Raw genomic sequence first — 20,497 nt, 5'->3', positions numbered from 1 at the left:
CCCGCCAGTTTTTCCATTATTTAAAGTTTATCGATAGCTGCGCAGATGTCAGCGAAGATGCCTTCCATGGTACCCAGACCCTGGATGTGGCAATATTTACCGTCGTTCTTGTACCAGTCAATCAACGGAGCAGTCTGAGAATGATATACCACCAGACGTTTCTTGATGGTTTCTTCGTTGTCGTCGGCACGGCCTGATTCCTGTCCACGTTTGATCAGACGAGTCATCAGTTCTTCTTCCGGCACTTCCAGGTCGAGCATGACAGACACTTCCTGTCCACGTTCCTGCAACATCTTCTTCAAAGCTTCTGCCTGAGCGATGGTACGAGGAAATCCGTCAAAGATTACACCTTTGCTATCTTTGAAGCTGTCGAACACGCTCGCCAGGATATCAATCATCAATGCGTCAGGAATCAGCTGACCATTGTCGATATAACCTTTGGCTGTCTTACCCAGTTCTGTACCGTTCTTGATTTCCGCACGCAATACATCTCCTGTAGAAATATGGTTCAAACCATACTTTTCCACAATACGAGCACTCTGAGTTCCCTTACCTGAACCCGGAGCACCAAAAATTACAATATTCAACATGTTGTTTTAGATATGATTTATAAAAAATTATTCTATTACTGTATAAATGTCGCGATAGTTCCGGCCCAGACCGTCATAGTCCAGTCCGTATCCCACAATAAAATCATTCGGAATGCGCATGGCCACATAATGAATGTCCAAGTCCACCTTCAGTTTGTCCGGCTTTACCAGCAGGGTGGCAATACGGATTTCTTTCGGATGACGCGCCTTCAGGGTTTCCAGCAGACGCTGCATGGTCAGTCCCGTATCCACAATATCTTCCACAATAACCACCGTACGTCCGGTTATGTCTTCGTTCAGTCCTACCAGTTCCTTCACCTTGCCCGTGGAAGCTGTCCCCTCATACGAAGCCAGTTTCACAAAAGAAACCTCACACGGAATCGTCAGATGCTTCATCAAGTCGGCCGTAAACATGAACGAGCCGTTCAACACACTCAGGAACAGTGGCTTCTCATCCTCCAAATCACGATTGATTTCATCGGCTACACGTGCCACTTCCTTCAAAATTTCCGCCTCCGGGATAAACGTCTTGAAACGTTTGTCTTTTATCTGAATCGTCTCCATGTTATGATGTAGTTTTTTAGAAATTGCGCAAATTTACGGATTTTCCCTAAAACCGCCACACATCCTCCTGAGTATTTAAAGATATTTTCAATAGAACCTATTCACCATTCGGGGCTTTTTTCGTACTTTTACCGACAAAATAGCTATTTTATATATACAATGAAAATTTTAAGTTGTACACAACAAAAAGAGGCCGATGCATATACCATCGCCCATGAATCTATATTGTCAATCAACCTCATGGAAAAGGCGGCTGGCCTGCTGGCACAAGCCATCAGTGACCGCTGGGACAAATCGCACCGCATCATTGTCTTTGCCGGTCCGGGCAACAACGGAGGCGATGCCCTGGCTGTAGCCCGCATCCTCTTTCTGAAACACTATCCGATAGAAGTCTACCTGTTCAACGTGAAAGGGACCCTTTCCGAAGAATGTCTCACCAACGTACAACGCCTGAAAGAAAGCGGGTTTGCCAATTATACGGAAGTCAGCAGCCAGTTCGACCCTCCCCAGCTGGGCAGCCACGACGTCATCGTGGACGGACTGTTCGGCTCCGGCCTCAACAAGCCGCTGAGTGGTGGATTTGCAGCCGTCGTGCAATACATCAACGCCTCCCCTTCCCAAGTAGTATCCATTGATATCCCTTCTGGTCTGATGGGAGAAGACAACACCCACAACATCCGCCAGAACATCATCAAGGCCGACCTGACCCTGAGCATCCAACTGCCGAAACTCTCCTTCCTTTTTGCGGAGAATGCCGACGTGGTAGGCGAATGGCAATTGCTCGACATCGGCATCAGCCGGGAATTCATCGAAAAAGCCAAAACCCCTTACCTCATCACCGAAGCAAGCGAGATGCGTGCACTCATCAAGCCACGGAAGAAATTTGCCCATAAAGGCATGTTCGGCCACGGCCTGCTGATAGCCGGTTCCTACGGCATGGGAGGGGCTGCCCTGCTGGCCTCGCGGGCCTGCCTGCGTTCCGGCATCGGACTACTCACCGTACACACCCCCGTCTGCAATCACCTCCTGCTCCAGAGCAATGTGCCCGAAGCCATGGTACAGGACGACGTACACGAACGCTGCTTTGCCGAAGCGGCCGACCTCGACAATTTCCAGGCCGTAGCCATCGGTCCGGGACTGGGACAGGAAGAAGTGACCGTACAAGCACTCTTCGACCAAATCAGCAACTGCTACATTCCGCTGGTGCTCGATGCCGATGCGTTGAATATCTTCAGCAACTACCGCAACTACCTGACCCGCATTCCCCGCCACAGCATTCTCACGCCGCACGTCAAGGAACTGGAGCGTATCATCGGCCGTTGCAGCAACAGCTTCGAACGGTTGTCCAAGGCCAAGGAGCTGGCCGCCTATCTGCAATGCTACATCGTGCTGAAAGGCGCATGGACAGCTGTCATCACTCCCGACGGAGAAACGTATTTCAACCCGACAGGCAACCCGGGCATGGCTACCGCTGGCAGCGGAGACGTACTGACGGGTATCCTTCTTTCCCTCCTCTCACAGGGATATACACAGGAAGAAGCCTGCCGTCTGGGAGTCTACGTACACGGCCTGGCCGGTGACATCGCCTGCCAGCGGAAAGGTGTCATCGGCATGACCTCCGGCGACATCGTGGAAGCTCTGCCCGAAGCATGGAAACAATTAATGGAAATCAAATGACAGACAATAATATGAAAAGAGGAATCATCGCGTTGGGACTGCTGGCCTCTCTGAGCGCCTACTCCCAAGAAAGCTATGTGCCACAGGAGGGCGAAGGCATCGTCTATTTCCTGCCCAAGACCAAAGTAGCCATCGACATCATCGCCACCAAGGTAGATTACCAGCCGGGCGACTTCTGCCTCTATGCCAGCCGATACCTGCGGCTGAACAACATCGGTACAAAACCCGAGACTCACTGGGAAATCAAAGATATCCGTGTACGGTTGGAAGGTGTTCCCGATTCTACCAAAGCCTACATCATGAAGCTGAAAGATAAAAATGTGGCTTCCAACGTAGAGCTGACGGATAAAGGCATCGTAAAGGCTATCAACACCACCTCCACCGAAAAAGAACAGCTTCCCGATTACAAGCTGGATACTCCACAACCCCACGAAAATGCCAGCAAATACATGACGGAAGACATTCTCATGGCCGGTTCAACACCTAAGATGGCCGAGCTGACTGCCCGTGAAATCTACAACATCCGCGACAGCAAGAACCTCATCCTGCGCGGACAGGCCGACACCATGCCTAAAGACGGAGCTTCCCTGCAACTGATTATCCAACAGCTCGACAAGCAGGAAAAAGCCCTGACGCAAGCTTTTACGGGAGTTACCGACCGCACGGACAAAGTATTTACCATCCTGGTAGAACCGGGTGAGGACGTACGGGACCAGATTGCCGCACGCTTCTCTGCCCAATTGGGAGTTCTCCCTGTCAGCAATCTTGCAGGCGACCCAGTGTACGTTTCCATCCGCAACACGTCAAACCTGCCTGTACCAGAAGATGGCAAAAGGAAGAAAAAAGATGGCATCATCTACAACATACCGGGCAAAGGAAAAGTCACTGTGACTTACCAGGGTAAGAAGCTCTTTGACGACGAAATGTCGTTTACTCAGTTCGGTTATACCGAAGTGCTGGTAGACGGTCTGTTCGACAAGAAAATCAACACCCGTGTGATTTTCAACCCTACTACCGGCGGAATCGTAAAAATAGACAAAGACTGACCTTACATTTGACTGAAAGAAAATGCAGACCGTCTTCCGGTATCAGACCCGGAAGACGGTCTTTTCTTATCCTGAAAAGAAAGTTCATTCCATTGACGGCAAAACGCCTTGAAGCTAAGGATATTCTGCCAAAAAGCCATGTAAGTTTCCCTTTTCGGAACCGTATGTTTCCCGACAGAGAGCCATACGTTTCCCTCCCCGAAAACATACGTTTCCCGATTGGGAAACATAAAAAGGACCTTGGAGCCTCGCCAAAAATGTCATCTTCTTTCGGGGGCTTTCTCTCCACATCGCAGAAAAAGTAGCAAAAAGCTACAAAAATCACCTTTTTTCCTCTTTATAAAGAGGAAATATTCGTCCTAAACCGTTTTTCTGTTTCTATAATTTGCAGAGTTCTTAAAATAGCCCTATCTTCGCACGATAAAACGTGCAACTTTGTTATGACCCGAATGAACAAAATAAAGAAACTCAAAAAAATCCGACTCCACCACGAAGGGACTCACATTCTGATTACCGGTGCAATCTTGTTACTCCTCATAAATGCCGCTTTGTATTGGGGAATCGAGTGCAAGATACCATTTTATTTAGTAGCTGTCGCAAGTCTCATCGTCTACGGACTGATGGTTAATTTCTTCCGCTGCCCGATACGCTTATTTAAGGGGGACACGGAAAAAATGGTAGTGGCACCGGCCGACGGACGTGTAGTAGTCATCGAAGAAGTGGATGAACATGAATACTTCCATGACCGCCGCCTGATGATTTCCATCTTTATGGATATCACCAACGTACACGCCAACTGGTATCCGGTAGATGGAGTGGTGAAGCATGTAGACCATCATAACGGACGCTTCATGAAAGCCTGGCTGCCGAAAGCCAGCACGGAAAACGAACGTTCGATGGTCGTCATCGATACCCCGGAAGGTCATACCGTCATGGCCCGTCAGATTGCGGGCGCCGTGGCCCGACGCATTGTAACATACGCCGTGCCGGGAGAGGATTGCTACATTGACGAGCACATGGGATTCATCAAGTTCGGGTCGCGGGTGGACGTGTATCTGCCTCTGGGTACAGAAGTCTGTGTGACCATGGGACAGAAAACGACCGGCAATGAAACGGTGATTGCCCGCCTGCCCTAATCCAGAAGAAAACGATATATACCTTATTTATATATAACATCATGGCTCACGCGATTATCCGGAATATACCCAACACGATTACCAGCTGTAATCTGTTTTGTGGATGCATAGCCTGTTACATGGCTTTTCATAGCAAATACGAATGGGCACTGCTTTTCATCGTACTGGGAGCGGTGTTCGACTTCTTCGACGGGATGACAGCCCGCCTGTTGCATGTGTCCTCTCCCATCGGGAAAGAGCTGGACTCGCTGGCCGATGACATTACCTTCGGACTGGCTCCGGCCGCCATTGCTTTCTCCCTGTTCAAGGAGGTGCATTATCCGGATTTTCTCCTTCCGCTGTCGGGACTCATGCCCTACACAGCTTTCCTGATTGCCGTATTTTCTGCCCTCCGACTGGCCAAGTTCAATCTGGACGAACGTCAGACCAGCTCGTTCATCGGCATGCCAACCCCTGCCAACGCCTTGTTCTGGGGCTCACTGACCGTAGGGGCACACGATTTTCTGATTTCCGACAGCTTCAATGCCCTGTACCTCTTCATTCTGGTAATTGTCATGTCATTGTTGCTGGTAGCCGAACTGCCCATGTTCTCCCTGAAGTTTAAAGATTTGTCATGGGGACACAACAAGATAAGTTATATCTTCCTGATTGTCAGCGTTCCACTGCTGATTATCTTCCAGTTGAGCGGCTTCGCGGCCGTCATCGTATGGTACATCCTTTTATCCTTGCTGACACGTAAAAAATAAACGGGAAAAATTGTGGCACGTTTTTTGTTCCTTCTAAATTAAAAACGAAAGAAAATGTTCCATATTCTAGGCTTTATATTTTTCATCATATTGGTCGTCCTGCTCATCGGACTGTTCATCCTGTACAGAGTCATCGGCATGATATTCGGATTCAAACGACGCATGCAACGCAACAGTTCTTCCCAACGGACCACCTATTCCTCCGGTTCAAGTCAGCCACAGGAAGAGTCCTTCGAATCTGATTCCAGCGAAGGAAATCCCTCCGCACGCCGACGGAAAAAGATTTTCGACAAAGAAGAAGGGGAATACGTGGATTTTGAAGAAATCAAATAAAACATTTCATCTTCTCTTCCGGAAGAAGTCTTTCATCAATCCGGCGCACTCGTCGGACAACACCCCTTTTACAACCACCGTCTTAGGGTGCAAGGCTTGCGGCGCATACCGCTGGAAACCTCTTTTCTCGTCTTCCGCCCCGAAGACGAGACGACCAACTTGTGCCCAGGCAATCGCTCCCGCACACATCACACAGGGCTCCACCGTGACATACAACGTACAATCATTCAGGTATTTCGCCCCCAATGCATTAGCCGCCGCCGTCACCGCCTGCATTTCCGCATGGGCCGTCACATCGTGCAAGGTCTCGGTCAGGTTATGCGCACGCGCAATGATGCGGTCCCGGCAGACCACCACGGCCCCTACGGGTACCTCTCCTCTGTCTGCGGCCCGTGCAGCCTCAGCCAGTGCTTGTTTCATGTAAAAAGAATCGTCTGCCATCGGTTTATCTGCGCATGTCATGTTCCTTGAAAAGCGTGGGATAATCATCTTCCATATTCTGATGGATAAAAGACAAGACCGTCTCGCGAAGCCAGCGTGCCTTGTTGGTTATCTGGTATTTTTCCAGATAACGGTCCACAATCCGCACCTCTTCTTCGCTCATCAGGCAAACCATCCGCTGGCGACGGGGAGGATTGCTGACTGGTACTTTCTTTCTTTTTTTCCCGCTATTTACCATTTGTCCTGCAAAATTAGCGTATTCCGTTAAAATTGAAGCATAAAAATGCGTATTTTTGCAAAAAAGCGGAAAATGGCACTACATAATGAGCTGGGAAAAGAAGGAGAGGCTGCCGCAGTGGCTTATCTGACTGAAAAAGGATATGAAATCAGGCACCGGGACTGGCATTCCGGACACCGGGATTTGGACATCGTGGCCCAAAAAGACGGCACCTTGGTCATTGTGGAAGTGAAAACCAGAAGGGACAACCGTTTCGGCCATCCGGAAGAAGCGGTGGACAACCGGAAAATACGGAGTATTGTGGCTTCTGCCGATGCGTATGTCCGGAAATTCGCCATCGACCTTCCCGTCCGCTTCGACCTCATTACCGTGGTAGGAATGCAGCCTCCTTTCCAGATTGAACACATCGAAGAGGCTTTCTTCCCTCCTGTGTGGAACTAATTAATGCATAAAGACTCATGAAATATCCTGAACCTATCGTACTGGCAGAAACCACTTCTACCAATTCCTACTTGGCGGACCTTTGCAATGCACAACCATGTCCGGAACTGACCAGCGTATATTCATCTTTCCAGTCGGCCGGACGCGGACAGCGTGGCAACAGCTGGGAATCGGAAGCAGGCAAAAACCTGCTTTTCAGCTTTGTGCTGTATCCGGACTTTCTGGAGGCACACCGCCAGTTCTATCTGTCACAGGTCACTGCCCTGGCCCTGTATGACGTGCTGTCCAGCTATACGGAAGGCATCTCCATCAAATGGCCCAACGATATCTACTGGAAAGACAAAAAGATTTGCGGCACGCTGATTGAGAACGACCTGACCGGCATCCATATCAGCCGTTCCATCTCGGGAACGGGGGTTAATCTGAACCAAGAACGCTTCTACAGCGATGCCCCCAACCCCATCTCCTTGTGCCAGATTACAGGCAACCAGTATGACGTCGGTGAGATACTGGCACAAATCATGGACAAGGTTACCTACTATTACCAGCGGCTGAAGGAAGGACAGACCGACCTGCTCGAAACACGTTACAAGGAAGCCCTCTACCGCAAGGAGGGAATGCATCCGTATCAGGACAAGGACGGACAGTTCCAGGCACGCATCGTGGACATCGAGCCCAGCGGACGCCTGATACTGGAAGATGCGCAAGGACAACAAAGAGGCTATTTATTCAAGGAAGTGGAATACATCTTATGAAGACGACCGACCGACAGATTCTGCACATTGCCCTGCCCTCCATCGTTTCCAACATCACCGTTCCCCTGCTGGGATTGATTGACGTCAGCATTGTAGGCCATCTGGGAGCGGCTTCCTATATCGGAGCCATCGCCGTGGGAGGCATGCTGTTCAATATGATTTACTGGCTCTTCGGCTTCCTCCGCATGGGAACGGGAGGACTCACCGCCCAGGCCTATGGCCGACACGACATGCAAGAGGCTACCCGAATCCTACTCCGCTCGCTGAGCATCAGTCTGCTGCTGGCCCTTGCCCTGCTGATACTTCAAATTCCGATTCACAGTCTGGCTTTCACCTTCATGGACACCAGTGAAGAGGTGCAAAAGCTGGCTACGCTGTATTTCCATATCTGCATCTGGGGAGCTCCGGCCACGCTGGGACTCTACGGCTTTACCGGCTGGTACATCGGCATGCAGAACTCCCGTTTCCCGATGTTCATCGCCCTCACCCAAAACATCGTCAACATTGCCGCCAGCCTGTTTTTCGTCTTCTCCCTCGGCATGAAAGTGGAAGGAGTGGCCCTCGGTACCCTCGTGGCACAATATGCGGGACTGGGAATGGCCTGCCTGCTCTGGCTGGCCTACTATCGCCCGTTGCGGAAATACCTGCACCAGAAAGCTTTGTTCAACCGGACGGAAATGAAACGTTTCTTCCAAGTGAACCGGGACATATTCTTCCGTACGCTCTGCCTGATTGCCGTAACCGTCTTTTTCACCTCCACGGGAGCCGCATACGGCGATGTGGTACTGGCCGTCAATGCCTTGCTCATGCAACTGTTCACCCTCTTTTCGTATTTCATGGATGGATTTGCCTACGCAGGAGAAGCGCTGACCGGGAAATACATCGGAGCCCGGAACCACAAGGCACTGACACTAACCGTAAAACATCTTTTCAAATGGGGCATCTCACTCTCCCTGCTGTTTACCTTGCTCTACGGACTGGGAGGAAAAGGTTTTCTCAGCCTGTTGACCGACGACGCGACTGTCATTGCCGCGTCCGGAGAATACATTTACTGGGTACTAGCCATTCCACTGGCTGGATTCTCGGCTTTTCTGCTCGACGGTATCTGCATCGGGGCCACAGCCACCCGCCTCATGCTGCGTGCCATGTGGATTGCCTCGGCCAGTTTCTTCCTCCTTTACTACGGTCTGCACGACACATTGGGAAACCATGCCCTCTGGATGGCTTTCATTGTCTACCTGAGTCTGCGGGGTATCGTACAAGGAATCATCCTTTACCGGAAGAGAATCACAGATTTACATACCCTGTCATAGTTTTCCCCACAAAGCGGAAGATATCCGAAATTATTACTAACTTTGCTACAAACTAATAAAACAACTACGATTATGGCAAAATTCAAACGCATTCTGTTAAAGCTCAGCGGCGAAAGCCTGATGGGAGAAAAAAAATACGGTATTGACGAAAAACGGCTGGGCGAATATGCACAGCAAATCAAGGAAATCCATGACATGGGCGTACAGATTGGCATCGTCATCGGTGGCGGTAACATTTTCCGCGGATTGTCGGGAGCCGGAAAAGGCTTTGACCGCGTGAAAGGTGACCAGATGGGTATGCTGGCTACGGTTATCAACAGCTTGGGACTAAGCTCAGCTTTGGTGGCTGCCGGCGTAAAGGCACGCGTACTGACGGCTATCCGCATGGAACCGATTGGTGAATTCTATACCAAATGGAAAGCCATTGAGGCCATGGAAAACGGGGAAGTAGTCATTATGTCGGCCGGTACCGGAAATCCGTTCTTTACCACCGACACCGGTTCGTCACTGAGAGGCATTGAAATCGAAGCCGACGTCATGCTGAAAGGTACCCGCGTAGACGGTATCTATACAGCCGACCCGGAAAAAGACCCGACAGCCACGAAGTTCGACGACATTACGTACGATGAAGTACTGGCACGCGGCCTGAAAGTAATGGACCTGACCGCTACCTGCATGTGCAAGGAAAACAACCTGCCGATTATTGTATTCGACATGGATACCGTAGGTAACCTGAAGAAGGTGATGTCGGGCGAAAACATCGGTACGCTGGTACACAACTGATATCCCAACCCTTCTCTATAAAATAACGGCAAGCTGCGGTCTACGACTGCTCCTTGCCGTTTTTATTTACTCATCCGACAGTTCATAACGGTGGAATTCCGCATTTTTCATCAAGGGAATCGTGCGAAGGTCATCCAATGCCACCCCTTTCATCCGGGCCTCCAGACAGCGGTTGATTTGCCCATGCGCCACGACCAGCACCCGCAGGCCGTCATAATGATGCCACAGATACTCCAGAAAAGCTCCTGCACGGTCGTACAGCATCTGAGGGGTCTCTACCCCGGCAGGCGGATGACTCAAGTCCACACTGCCCACCGTCAGTCCGGTCCATGGTCCCCAGTCGATTTCCCGCAACAAAGCCGTCTGCTGCCACGGCAGATGCCGGTCGCCCACGGCCAGCCGTACCGTATCCACCACCCGCTGCAAATCACTGCTCACCACGGCATCCAACGGAATCTCACGCAAGGCCTGCCCCAGTTCTACAGCCTGCTGCTTGCCCTCTTCCGTCAAGGTACCGGGCAAATGCCCCTGAAAAATCCGACTCAAGTTTTCCACCGTCTGTCCGTGACGGGCCAAATAAAGTGTAATCATAAACCGTGCTGCTTTTAAGTTGACAAACAAAGATAAGAAGTTTCCGGCAAGTTTCGGGCCAGACAGACACAAACTTATGTTCCGAAGTATTGCAAGAGAATAAAAAATAGCTTATTTTTGTTCACATAAATACTTATCAGAGAATATAAAACCTATAAATGTAAGAAATATATGGCAGATTCTAAAACAATTATCAGCGAAGCTGAAGAGAAAATGGATATGGCAATCATGTATCTGGACGAAGCGCTGGCTCACATCCGGGCCGGAAAAGCCGACGTACGTCTGCTGGACGGTATCCGCGTAGACTCTTACGGAAGCATGGTGCCCATCAACAACGTAGCCGCAGTGACTACTCCCGACGCACGCAGCATTGCCATCAAGCCGTGGGACAAGAGCATGTTCCGCATCATTGAAAAGGCGATTATCGACTCTGAATTGGGTATCATGCCGGAGAACAACGGTGAAATCATCCGCCTGGGCATTCCACCATTGACAGAGGAACGCCGTAAACAGCTGAGCAAACAGTGCAAAGGTGAAGGAGAAACTGCCAAAGTAAGCATCCGTAACGCACGCCGCGATGCCATCGACGCCCTGAAAAAGGCCGTAAAAGACGGTATGCCGGAAGACGAGCAGAAAAATTCTGAAGCCAAATTGCAGAAAGTACACGACAAGTACATCAAGCAGATTGACGACATGCTGGCTGCCAAGGACAAAGAAATCATGACAGTATAAATTTTATTCATCCCCATACGAGGAGAGAGGGAACCGTCAGGATTTCTTCCCTCCTCTTTTTTTAAATTTACATCTATTGGAAAAAGGTCTGGTCATAAAAAATACAGGCAGCTGGTATCTGGTCAAAACCGACGAGGGAAAGCTGATTGAATGTAAGATAAAAGGAAATTTCCGCCTGAAAGGAATACGCAGCACAAACCCCATTGCCGTAGGCGACCGGGTACAAATCAATGTCAATGCGGAAGGAACCGCATTCATTACCGAAATTGAAGACCGGAAAAACTACATCATCCGCCGTTCTTCCAACCTGTCCAAACAATCACACATCATCGCAGCCAATCTGGACCAGTGCATGCTGGTGGTCACGGTGAACTATCCGGAAACTTCCACCATATTCATCGACCGTTTCCTGGCCTCGGCAGAAGCCTATCGCGTGCCGGTCTGTCTGGTATTCAACAAAGTGGACCGCTATACAGAAGAAGAATTGCATTATCTGGAGAGACTGATTCACCTGTACACCCACATCGGATACCCTTGCTACCGGATTTCCGCATTGGAAGGCACCGGAGTAGAGGAAATCAAACAGGCCCTGCAAGGAAAAGTAACCTTGTTCTCCGGCCATTCCGGCGTGGGGAAATCGACCTTAATCAATGCCATCCTGCCGGAACAGAATGTCAAGACCGGCGAAATATCCACAGCCCACAACAAAGGCATGCACACTACCACTTTCTCTGAAATGTTCTCTGTAGCGGGCAACGGCTACATCATTGACACCCCGGGCATCAAGGGCTTCGGTACCTTCGACATGAAGGACGAGGAAGTGGGACACTACTTCAAGGAAATATTCGAGTTTTCCGCGCACTGCAAATACGGGAACTGTACCCACCGGCATGAACCGGGTTGCGCCGTACGTGAAGCCGTGGAAAACCACTACATCAGCGAATCGCGGTATGCCTCCTACTTGAATATACTGGAAGACAAGGAAGAAGGGAAATACCGCTCGGCATTTTAAACAGACAAGAATATACAGCCACCGATTTTCTTCCCATCAAGGAAAACGGTGGCTGCTTTTCAAAAAGAGAGGTTGACAAGATGTGCTCCTCAATTCATTAATAGAGTTGATAGGGCTTGATGACTTCATCGCCTTTTACTGATATGTCATAAAAGCCGTCACGACCCTTTTTCAGATGCAAAGGAATGATACGTGTAGCACGGGGAGAAACTTCTGAGTCCGATTTATGTACATGATATACATAATAATAGCCCCCATCTTTACCTAAAAAGACATCTCCGTGTCCGGAACCGTTCTCCCCTATAATGCTACGATGTATAATGGGGTTTCCTCCGTACTTTTTCCAAGGTCCCAATGGAGAATCGGCAGTGGCATAGCCCACTGCATAATCGATGTTCATATAATGATTGGCCGAATAAAACAGATAATATTTCCCATCCAGTTTAATCACAGTGGGTCCTTCCATGATGGGATCAGAAACATAATTATCGGTATGTTCCCAAGGTTCCGTACAATCCAGACATTGCTTTAATGTCTCACTCTTTATCGTACCGGTCAGCATATCAAACTCGGCAACCCAAATATAATTACCATGGTTGAAACGCACATGATACAAATAATACTTCCCATCGTCATCTTTGAACAAAAAAGGATCTATGTTTTTCTTTGATCCGTCAATAGGCTTCATCTCTTCTTGCATGAAAGGCCCGGTTACAGAAGTGCCACAAGCCAATGCAGTCTGTTCGTTAGCCGTATAGGCAAAATAATACGTATCACCCTCCTTCAGCCATTGTGGTGCCCAAAAACCGGTTTCACCATACGACTCACCTTTGCGTAGAATAAAGCGATAATAATCAGCCGTGCCAGTAGTCCATTCCAGCAGATTATCAGACATCAGGACCGTAAATCCCAAAGGAGTCTGCGACCCGGTTCCAGTCATATAATACTTTCCATTGTCCAAAACAATGGTAGGATCTGCGTAAAATATCTCGTGCTTCTGCTGTTGAACAGGCTTTGATGCCTCACAACTTGCTATGACCAGCATAGAAAGTCCTGCTAAAAAAAATTTGATATACATGCCTTCTAAATTAAGTTATAAAATCAATCCATTTCAAGAACATTTGCCTCCAGTGAAGGATAGCCACCCTCTACATAAAGCCAACCCGCCTAACTGTTTTCACAAAAAGTAAAGGGAGACTTGCCACAAATCATAGATTCAAGTCTCCCCTACTCTACCTATTGCTAATTAACGATTTATTGATATCCTTCATTCTGTACCATGTTAGGATTCATCTCTATCTCACGTGCTGGGATAGGCAATACCCAATAATTGTCACCTCCCCAGGTATATTGATAGGTGGGTGTACCCCATACTTGGCGCATACCATTTGTACGACCTTGGCTATCTTTTGAAAATTTCAAGTCTTTCCAAGTTCTCCAACGTATTTCATCAAAGAAAACCACATCTTCACCTACCAGTTCCCAGTGGCATTCATTCATAATACGCTGGCGCATATCTTCCTGTCCGGTAACGGTAGTAGGCGCATTGCTATTCAGCGGTTGTGCACCGGCACGACGACGTACTTCATTTACTTTCTCCACAGCTCCCGATACGTCACCCAGTTCATTCAAAGCCTCGGCCCAGTTCAGTAAAACCTCAGCATAACGAATAAGAGGCAAATCAATCGGGGAGTAGAATGTCATGATTTCCATACCTTCACCCACAAACTTACGATTAACATAGTAAACCATCGAAGCCACATCGGTTTGTAAATCATAAGTAGGAGCCATCACATCACGGTAAGGAGCACGCATAGTATATTCTGTAGGAACTCCGGCACGTCCTCCCAAATAAGTACTGTAAGGAGTTATGACAGACATAGCCAAACGTGGATCACGATGGTCATAAGCAGCCTTGATACGCGCCTCATTTCCCGGAGTGATATATTTAGACATATCAGCACCCCAATCTGCATAAACAGCCTTTTCTTCTTCAGTGGCATCATCGCGCAGGAAATAAACACTACGTTCTTCGGCCGTCATTTCATTGTATCCAGGAATATAATCATCCCAGTTGAATTTACTACCATCTGCATTTTCATAGGAATCCACAAAATTAGGATTAATGATATAGTTGGTCCAACCAATACCTGTTCCAGTACCATCATCAGGCATGCTACGTGTGCCGTAGTTTCCATTCTTATTGTTAGCGCATGCGCCATTATTGGCTGAAGAACATTGCAAAGAGAATATCATTTCATCGCATCTCTCATTCTCTTCCTTGAACAACTGTTTATATGAGTTTGCCCCATCGGCTGTATAAAGGCTATAGCCACAATTCTTCACAGCCTCAAAGTCATCAGCCGCTTTCTGCCATTCCTTCTTCCACATATACACCTTACCACGCAAAGCGTAAGCCGCTCCTTTAGTTATATGTCCATAATTGGCATCACTTGAACTATATTTATCAGGCAAATTGGAGTCCTCAATACACTTGGTAAGGTCCTGAATAAGATAATCCCAGATTTGATCTTGTGTTGAACGAGCGAGTTTAGCTTCATCCGTATTCTTGATAGCTTCTGTGTAATAAGGAACACCGCCATATAAAATATTCAAACGATAATACCACCAAGAACGTAAGAAACGACATTCAGACACCAGTCTTGAAGCTTTTGCTTCGTCCATACCCGGAACTGAAGGCAGATTAGAAATGACATCATTGGCACGCAAGATGCCGCCATAATAATTTTTCCACCAACGTTCGCTGCCACGGTCACTCGTAGAAGAATTGGTAGCAAACAAAAAGTCCAGTCCACCAATCCAGTTGCGGTCAAGATCCATCATAGACGACCAGACATCAAACCATCCAACCCAGCCGTCCTTGGCACCTTCATACAATACATTATAAACTCCTGTCACGGTCTGTTCCGCCAATGTTTCACTAGACCACACATTGCTTTCACTGGCAGAATTAAGCGGTGCCAAATCCATATTGACACAACCGACACAACACCATCCCAAACCGACGGCCAAAGCAACATGTTTACAGTATTTCTTTGCTATGTTTTTCATTATTCAAATTCTCCTTTTCTTAGAATGTTACATTAATACCAAATGCATATTGTCTCATAGATGCATAACCAGCTCCTGTTGCCATTTCAGGATCCATGCCTTGAAACTTGGTAATGGTCAACAAATTTTCGCCAGAAGCATAAACACGCAGGTTCTGTACATAGAGTTTCTCCATCCACTTCTTAGGGAAGGTATAACCTATGGTCAAGTTCTTCAACTTCATATAATTTCCATTATGCAGATGCCATTCGCTTACCGTACTGACCTGATTGGTACCGCTCATTGTCAAACGAGTATTCTTAGAAGTGATGTTTGTACGAGGATCCTCAGGGTTCTCCGGATCATAGAAATAATGATCGTAACCTACATCCTTACCGATACCATAGCCACGAGTCATCACCGTACTGTTCTGTGTCTGTGTATACCACTGAATCTTGAATCCTGCAGCACCAGCCCAGTTCATAGAAAGATCGAATCCTTTCCACGAAGCACTGGCCTGAAAACCATAGTAGAATTTAGGAGTAGCCGAATAACCAATAAAGTCACGGTCGTTGTCGCTACCATAAATACCATCACCGTTGAGGTCAGCATAAATGATATCACCATACCAGATACGGTCTTTACCAATACCCTGTGAAGGATAAAACTCATAACCGGCATTCACCATGGCCTGCAACCACTTCATATCCTGTTCAGTACGTATCATACCGTCTTTAGGACCTCCATTAGGATTCACAGACCCATCGACATTGAATGCACTGCCATTACCATGATACAGCTTGAGCATGTAATATTCGTTCATCGTATGCCCTTCAACAATACGAGTATCCCCACCGGTTGACACATCTCCCAAATTGGTGGTCCATACCCCGTCAACCCAACCACGTTGCAATTCTCCTTTATATTTAGTCACCTCATTCTTGTTGAACGAGAAATTGCCAGAAATGTTATAAGCAAAGCCATTAACATGATCCTGCCAGCCCAATGTGAGTTCAACACCGCGATTGGTTACCTCTGCTATATTTTCTTTTGGAGAACTAAAATAAGACAACGTAGGCGACAAAGTCGGGTTATACAAAATACCGTTGGTCACTTTGTTATACCATTCTATGGTACCTGTCAAACGATTGTTCAGTATAGCAAAATCAAGACCCAGATTGGTAACAGTGGTAGCCTCCCATTCCAGATTGTAGTTGGAGAAGGATGTCATGCCAAGACCTGAAATAAGCGAATTGCCAAACACATACTGCTTAATGCCATAAAGCGCCTGCCAATCATAGTTACCAATCGAATTATTACCTAACTTACCCCAAGAAGCACGCAATTTCAAATTATCGAACCAGCCAAGGTTTTTCATAAAGTTTTCTTCCGAAATACGCCAACCTGCCGAGAACGACGGGAAAATTCCCCAGCGACTTTCAGGAGCGAAACGTGACGAACCATCATAACGCATATTGACTTCAAACAAATAGCGAGAGTCATAAGCATAGGTAAAACGGCCAAAGAGCGAACGAGACGAATATTCTGTCGTATTACCAGACAAATAATTAGGCTCACTCATAGCATCAAAATCTGTCAGACCAGAATCAACCATACCTTTTTTGCTCACATCTGTCGTACGGCGCCATTTACGGTATTCCTCATAACCAATCATAGCTGCCACATCATGCTTTTTGTTGAACACCTGCCCGTAATTCAACACTGTGCTGCTCTTCCAACTTTGGTCTCCATCGATATAATAATATACAATATCCTCAGCCAATGTCTCAGAGGTAGGAGGAGTACTCGTGACGATTCCTGTACGGAAATTCTTTTGTTCACGGTAATCCGTATCATGCAAAAATTGCTCATTACGGAAGTGGTCATAATAGAAGTTATAACTCAGCGAGAAGTGTTTCAGAAAGTCAATCTTAACATAGGGATTGACATAGAACTTGGTCTGCTTGTAGAAACCACCCTGACGGTTCATAAAATAAACAGGATTTGTTGAAACAGGGTCTTCCTCAGTTGCTGCAGGCGAACCATAAGCGCCATCATAATAGGGATAAGTACCCGGAGTAGCCTTCTGCATCATATTACCGTTCAGGTCATCAATATTGTTACGTTCCTGATCGGTATGATAGCCCCAGGCACGCAAACCTACCTTCAGAAAGTCGGAAATCTTCGATTCGATATTGGAACGCATATAGTATTTCTTCATGCCTGAGTTGTCGGCCAAGCCCGGATTGTCTACATAGGTAGCACTCAAATTATAAGTTGTACGTTTCTCTGCACCCGTTACAGTAACGGTATGCTCTTGCATCCATTTAGGATTGTACACTTCATCATACCAATCAGTATTAGGATAAGCAACATAGTTTGGATAACCAGATTCAGAAATACCGTTAGGGTCCTTTTCAGCAGCACGCCATTGATTAATTGTTGATTGTGTGAATAAGGCAGCCTGACCACTGTTGGTCGCAGCTTCATTCATCAGCTCCATATAATCGGCATAATTGGATACCTGATGGATAAGTCTGGCAGGCGTATTCAGTGAAAATTTGCCCGAATAAGATACATTAATCTTGCCATCAGTGCCTTGTTTCGTAGTCACCAAAATAACACCATTGGCACCACGGTTACCATAAATTGCACAAGAAGCAGCATCCTTCAGAACTGAAATCGAAGCTATATCATTGGGATTGATCTGATTTAAGTCCATCTCCATACCATCAACCAAAATCAACGGACTTGAATCATTCAACGTACCATTACCACGAATCAGTACTGAAGCACTTTCTGAATTTGGTTTACTGCTGGTAGTCATCACATTCAAACCGGCAGCCATACCTGATAAGGCTGCAGACACCGTAGTCACCGGGCGAGAAAGCGTTTCATCAGAAAAATTGACGGTTGCCACCGAACCAGTCAAGTTCACCTTCTTCTGAGAACCGTATCCCACCACCACAACTTCATCCAGCACCTTCGTATCATCTTTCAATACCACTCGCAATGGTGTTCCCTGAAATGGAACTTCCTTCGTTTCCATACCAATATACGTAAACACCATTATGTCTCCTTGCTTTCCATTAACCGAAAAAGTACCATCCAAGTCCGTGATAGCACCTGTCGAAGTGCCCTTTATCACCACATTCACACCTATCAGAGGTTCACCATTTGCATCGGTCACTGTCCCTGTTATAGCCACATTTTGTGCCCCAAGGGAAGATGCAAACAAAATTAGGAATAAAAATAAGATTTTTTTGACCATTTATTTTTGATATTAGATTTAAAATGTACAGAAGTTATACTTTACTCTCTACAGGAAACAATAGACCAACCATTGACTCCTGATAAACATAAAAAATCAGGTTGAGTTATTCCATAGGTATTTATTCATAGTTATAAGTTATAATTTAAACATTTGTCTTTTAATGCAAATGTAGATAACCTACACTGAAACCTATACCACAAAAATGCCAAACTATATAATTATTCAACCAATAATCAGCCTCCAACTATATCTGAGCGTATTCTTTCACTTACAGCAACAATCATTTGATGTCTTATCGAAAGGAAACTGGAATCCATCGGAGTCTTTCCTCTCTAAAAGCAAAAGGGAATAAAAGGCGCACTCTTAAATAACTACCTAAAAGGATTAATTTAGAAACAGAAAAGGCTATGAAATAGCAAGATAAAAGTTATTCTTCTGACAGTGGAATCTAATATAATCAATAAGGTCAGGAACCATAAAGGCTATAGAATAAGAGAATCACCATAGACCACTAATTATCAACATACAGCACAACTCACAAGACCATTCCACTATTTACAGTTAACGTTTCAATCACCATCCCAATAAAAGCCTTTCCTATTTTATAAAAAGTATGAAACACATAGAATTCCTCCCATAAATTCATATATTTGCCAAGTATATCGTTTTAACCTTAATCTAACAAACACATGGACAAACGCATCAAATGGGGAATCATCGTAGTGATAGGGGCAGGAGTCATTGCCTTAGGGATTCACACGTTTACCCCTTGGAAGAATGAAGAACTGGAAGCTGCCGAGAAGCAAGTGCCCACCGGCAAGTCCAAAGCACTCAACGTAAATGCAAAAATACTCAAACCTCATTTGCTCACCGACCAGCTGTTTGTCAGTGGTAAACTGATGCCGGATGAGGAAGTAGACTTATCGTTTGAGACCTCCGGAAAAATCACAAGCATTGATTTCACGGAGGGCTCTTTCGTGTCCAAAGGCCAACTGCTGGCCAAAGTGAACGACAGCCAGTTGCAAGCCCAGCTGAAACGGCTGGAGGCCCAGATGCCACTGGCCGAAGACCGTGTATTCCGTCAGAATGCCTTGCTGCAACGCGATGCGGTGAGCAAAGAAGCCTACGAACAGGTGAAAACGGAACTGGCTACCCTGAATGCAGACATCGAGAACGTGAAAGCAAACATTGCCATGACGGAACTCCGTGCTCCGTTCGACGGTATCATCGGACTGCGGCAGGTCAGCCTGGGAGCTTACGCCTCCCCCACAACCGTCATCGCCAAACTGACGAAAATCACTCCGCTCAAGGTGGAATTTGCCGTACCAGAACGTTATGCCCGTGAAATCAAGAAAGGCACGAACCTGACCTTCAAGATTGAAGGGCGACTGGAAACCTTCAATTCCCAAGTTTATGCCACGGAATCACGCATCAATGAAGAAACCCATACACTAACCGTCCGCGCCCTCTATCCGAACCGGAATGGGGAACTGTTGCCCGGACGCTATGCGGACATCGAACTGAAACAGAAAGAAATTCAAAATGCCATCGCCATTCCGTCGGAAGCCATCGTCCCGGAAATGGGGAAAAACAAGGTCTTCCTATACCGCTCGGGAGTGGCCGAACCGGTGGATGTGGAAATCGGTATCCGTACGGAAGCAGAAGTACAGATTCTGAAAGGATTGTCGGCCGGAGATACCATCCTGACCTCCGGTACCCTTCAACTCCGCACCGGCATGCCGGTAATTCTTGACCAAATCAACTAACTTTCTGC

The 20,497-nt window shown here is 47.1% G+C and carries 20 protein-coding genes; 12 read left to right on the top strand and 8 right to left on the bottom strand.

Annotated features, from left to right (window positions below):
• Window positions 1-20 precede the first annotated feature (20 nt).
• Window positions 21-590: an adenylate kinase gene (locus OIM59_RS00470; RefSeq protein ID WP_299170331.1), complete on the bottom strand. Its 570-nt coding sequence runs from the start codon at window positions 588-590 to the stop codon at window positions 21-23.
• Window positions 591-617: 27 nt separating this feature from the next.
• Window positions 618-1,154: a hypoxanthine phosphoribosyltransferase gene (gene hpt / locus OIM59_RS00465; RefSeq protein ID WP_299170333.1), complete on the bottom strand. Its 537-nt coding sequence runs from the start codon at window positions 1,152-1,154 to the stop codon at window positions 618-620.
• 159 nt (window positions 1,155-1,313) lie between these two features.
• Between hpt and OIM59_RS00460 the strand changes: the two genes are divergently transcribed.
• The 5 genes from OIM59_RS00460 (at window position 1,314) to OIM59_RS00440 (ending at window position 6,092) form a co-directional block, all read left to right on the top strand.
• A complete protein-coding gene (locus OIM59_RS00460) occupies window positions 1,314-2,831 on the top strand; it encodes an NAD(P)H-hydrate dehydratase (protein WP_299170334.1) in 1,518 nt (505 codons plus the stop codon).
• An 11-nt stretch (window positions 2,832-2,842) separates the two neighbouring features.
• Complete coding sequence (locus tag OIM59_RS00455; RefSeq protein ID WP_299170539.1) at window positions 2,843-3,877, top strand: DUF4831 family protein; 1,035 nt, start codon at window positions 2,843-2,845, stop codon at window positions 3,875-3,877.
• A gap of 449 nt (window positions 3,878-4,326) precedes the next feature.
• Entirely contained in the window at window positions 4,327-5,013 is a 687-nt protein-coding gene (locus OIM59_RS00450; protein ID WP_299170541.1) for a phosphatidylserine decarboxylase family protein, read from the top strand.
• A gap of 41 nt (window positions 5,014-5,054) precedes the next feature.
• On the top strand, window positions 5,055-5,759 hold the full coding sequence (gene pssA / locus OIM59_RS00445) for a CDP-diacylglycerol--serine O-phosphatidyltransferase (protein ID WP_299170335.1): 705 nt from the start codon (window positions 5,055-5,057) through the stop codon (window positions 5,757-5,759).
• Window positions 5,760-5,813: 54 nt separating this feature from the next.
• Window positions 5,814-6,092: a DUF4834 family protein gene (locus OIM59_RS00440; protein WP_299170337.1), complete on the top strand. Its 279-nt coding sequence runs from the start codon at window positions 5,814-5,816 to the stop codon at window positions 6,090-6,092.
• 6 nt (window positions 6,093-6,098) lie between these two features.
• Here OIM59_RS00440 and OIM59_RS00435 read toward each other — a convergent pair whose 3' ends face one another.
• Entirely contained in the window at window positions 6,099-6,533 is a 435-nt protein-coding gene (locus tag OIM59_RS00435; protein WP_299170338.1) for a nucleoside deaminase, read from the bottom strand.
• 4 nt (window positions 6,534-6,537) lie between these two features.
• Window positions 6,538-6,771, bottom strand: coding sequence for a hypothetical protein (locus tag OIM59_RS00430; RefSeq protein ID WP_022355093.1), 234 nt, complete (start codon window positions 6,769-6,771; stop codon window positions 6,538-6,540).
• A 72-nt stretch (window positions 6,772-6,843) separates the two neighbouring features.
• Here OIM59_RS00430 and OIM59_RS00425 point away from each other — a divergent pair, with 72 nt between their 5' ends.
• From OIM59_RS00425 to pyrH, 4 genes are all read left to right on the top strand, one after another.
• Window positions 6,844-7,212: a YraN family protein gene (locus OIM59_RS00425; RefSeq protein ID WP_299170339.1), complete on the top strand. Its 369-nt coding sequence runs from the start codon at window positions 6,844-6,846 to the stop codon at window positions 7,210-7,212.
• A gap of 17 nt (window positions 7,213-7,229) precedes the next feature.
• Entirely contained in the window at window positions 7,230-7,967 is a 738-nt protein-coding gene (locus OIM59_RS00420; RefSeq protein WP_299170340.1) for a biotin--[acetyl-CoA-carboxylase] ligase, read from the top strand.
• Entirely contained in the window at window positions 7,964-9,280 is a 1,317-nt protein-coding gene (locus OIM59_RS00415) for an MATE family efflux transporter (protein WP_299170341.1), read from the top strand. Before OIM59_RS00420 ends, OIM59_RS00415 begins: the two co-directional genes overlap by 4 nt.
• Before the next feature lie 72 nt (window positions 9,281-9,352).
• Window positions 9,353-10,063, top strand: coding sequence for a UMP kinase (gene pyrH, locus OIM59_RS00410; RefSeq protein WP_007559787.1), 711 nt, complete (start codon window positions 9,353-9,355; stop codon window positions 10,061-10,063).
• Between the two features lie 66 nt (window positions 10,064-10,129).
• Here pyrH and OIM59_RS00405 read toward each other — a convergent pair whose 3' ends face one another.
• On the bottom strand, window positions 10,130-10,654 hold the full coding sequence (locus OIM59_RS00405) for a histidine phosphatase family protein (protein ID WP_299170342.1): 525 nt from the start codon (window positions 10,652-10,654) through the stop codon (window positions 10,130-10,132).
• Between the two features lie 171 nt (window positions 10,655-10,825).
• Here OIM59_RS00405 and frr point away from each other — a divergent pair, with 171 nt between their 5' ends.
• Both frr and rsgA read left to right on the top strand, forming a co-directional pair.
• Entirely contained in the window at window positions 10,826-11,386 is a 561-nt protein-coding gene (gene frr / locus OIM59_RS00400; protein ID WP_072541634.1) for a ribosome recycling factor, read from the top strand.
• A 76-nt stretch (window positions 11,387-11,462) separates the two neighbouring features.
• Window positions 11,463-12,398 carry a ribosome small subunit-dependent GTPase A gene (gene rsgA / locus OIM59_RS00395; RefSeq protein ID WP_299170344.1) on the top strand — a complete coding sequence of 312 codons (936 nt, stop codon included), beginning with the start codon at window positions 11,463-11,465 and terminating at the stop codon, window positions 12,396-12,398.
• Between the two features lie 97 nt (window positions 12,399-12,495).
• Here the strand turns inward: rsgA and OIM59_RS00390 are convergent, their stop codons facing one another.
• The 3 genes from OIM59_RS00390 to OIM59_RS00380 all read right to left on the bottom strand — a co-directional run bounded on the left by OIM59_RS00390 (window position 12,496) and on the right by OIM59_RS00380 (window position 18,657).
• Window positions 12,496-13,443, bottom strand: coding sequence for a glycoside hydrolase family 43 protein (locus OIM59_RS00390; RefSeq protein ID WP_299170543.1), 948 nt, complete (start codon window positions 13,441-13,443; stop codon window positions 12,496-12,498).
• Between the two features lie 209 nt (window positions 13,444-13,652).
• Window positions 13,653-15,470: a RagB/SusD family nutrient uptake outer membrane protein gene (locus tag OIM59_RS00385; RefSeq protein WP_299170345.1), complete on the bottom strand. Its 1,818-nt coding sequence runs from the start codon at window positions 15,468-15,470 to the stop codon at window positions 13,653-13,655.
• 19 nt (window positions 15,471-15,489) lie between these two features.
• Window positions 15,490-18,657, bottom strand: coding sequence for a TonB-dependent receptor (locus OIM59_RS00380; RefSeq protein WP_303894209.1), 3,168 nt, complete (start codon window positions 18,655-18,657; stop codon window positions 15,490-15,492).
• 755 nt (window positions 18,658-19,412) lie between these two features.
• Between OIM59_RS00380 and OIM59_RS00375 the strand changes: the two genes are divergently transcribed.
• The gene (locus OIM59_RS00375) at window positions 19,413-20,489 is read left to right on the top strand and encodes an efflux RND transporter periplasmic adaptor subunit (RefSeq protein ID WP_299170348.1); all 1,077 of its coding nucleotides are present in this window, start codon (window positions 19,413-19,415) and stop codon (window positions 20,487-20,489) included.
• The last annotated feature ends 8 nt before the right edge of the window (window positions 20,490-20,497 follow it).

Origin of the sequence: Bacteroides mediterraneensis, assembly GCF_025993685.1 — a bacterium.
GTDB lineage: Bacteria > Bacteroidota > Bacteroidia > Bacteroidales > Bacteroidaceae > Phocaeicola > Phocaeicola mediterraneensis_A.
The sequence above is the reverse complement of the archived record's forward strand: the minus strand, read 5'-3'. Positions and strand labels throughout refer to the sequence as shown.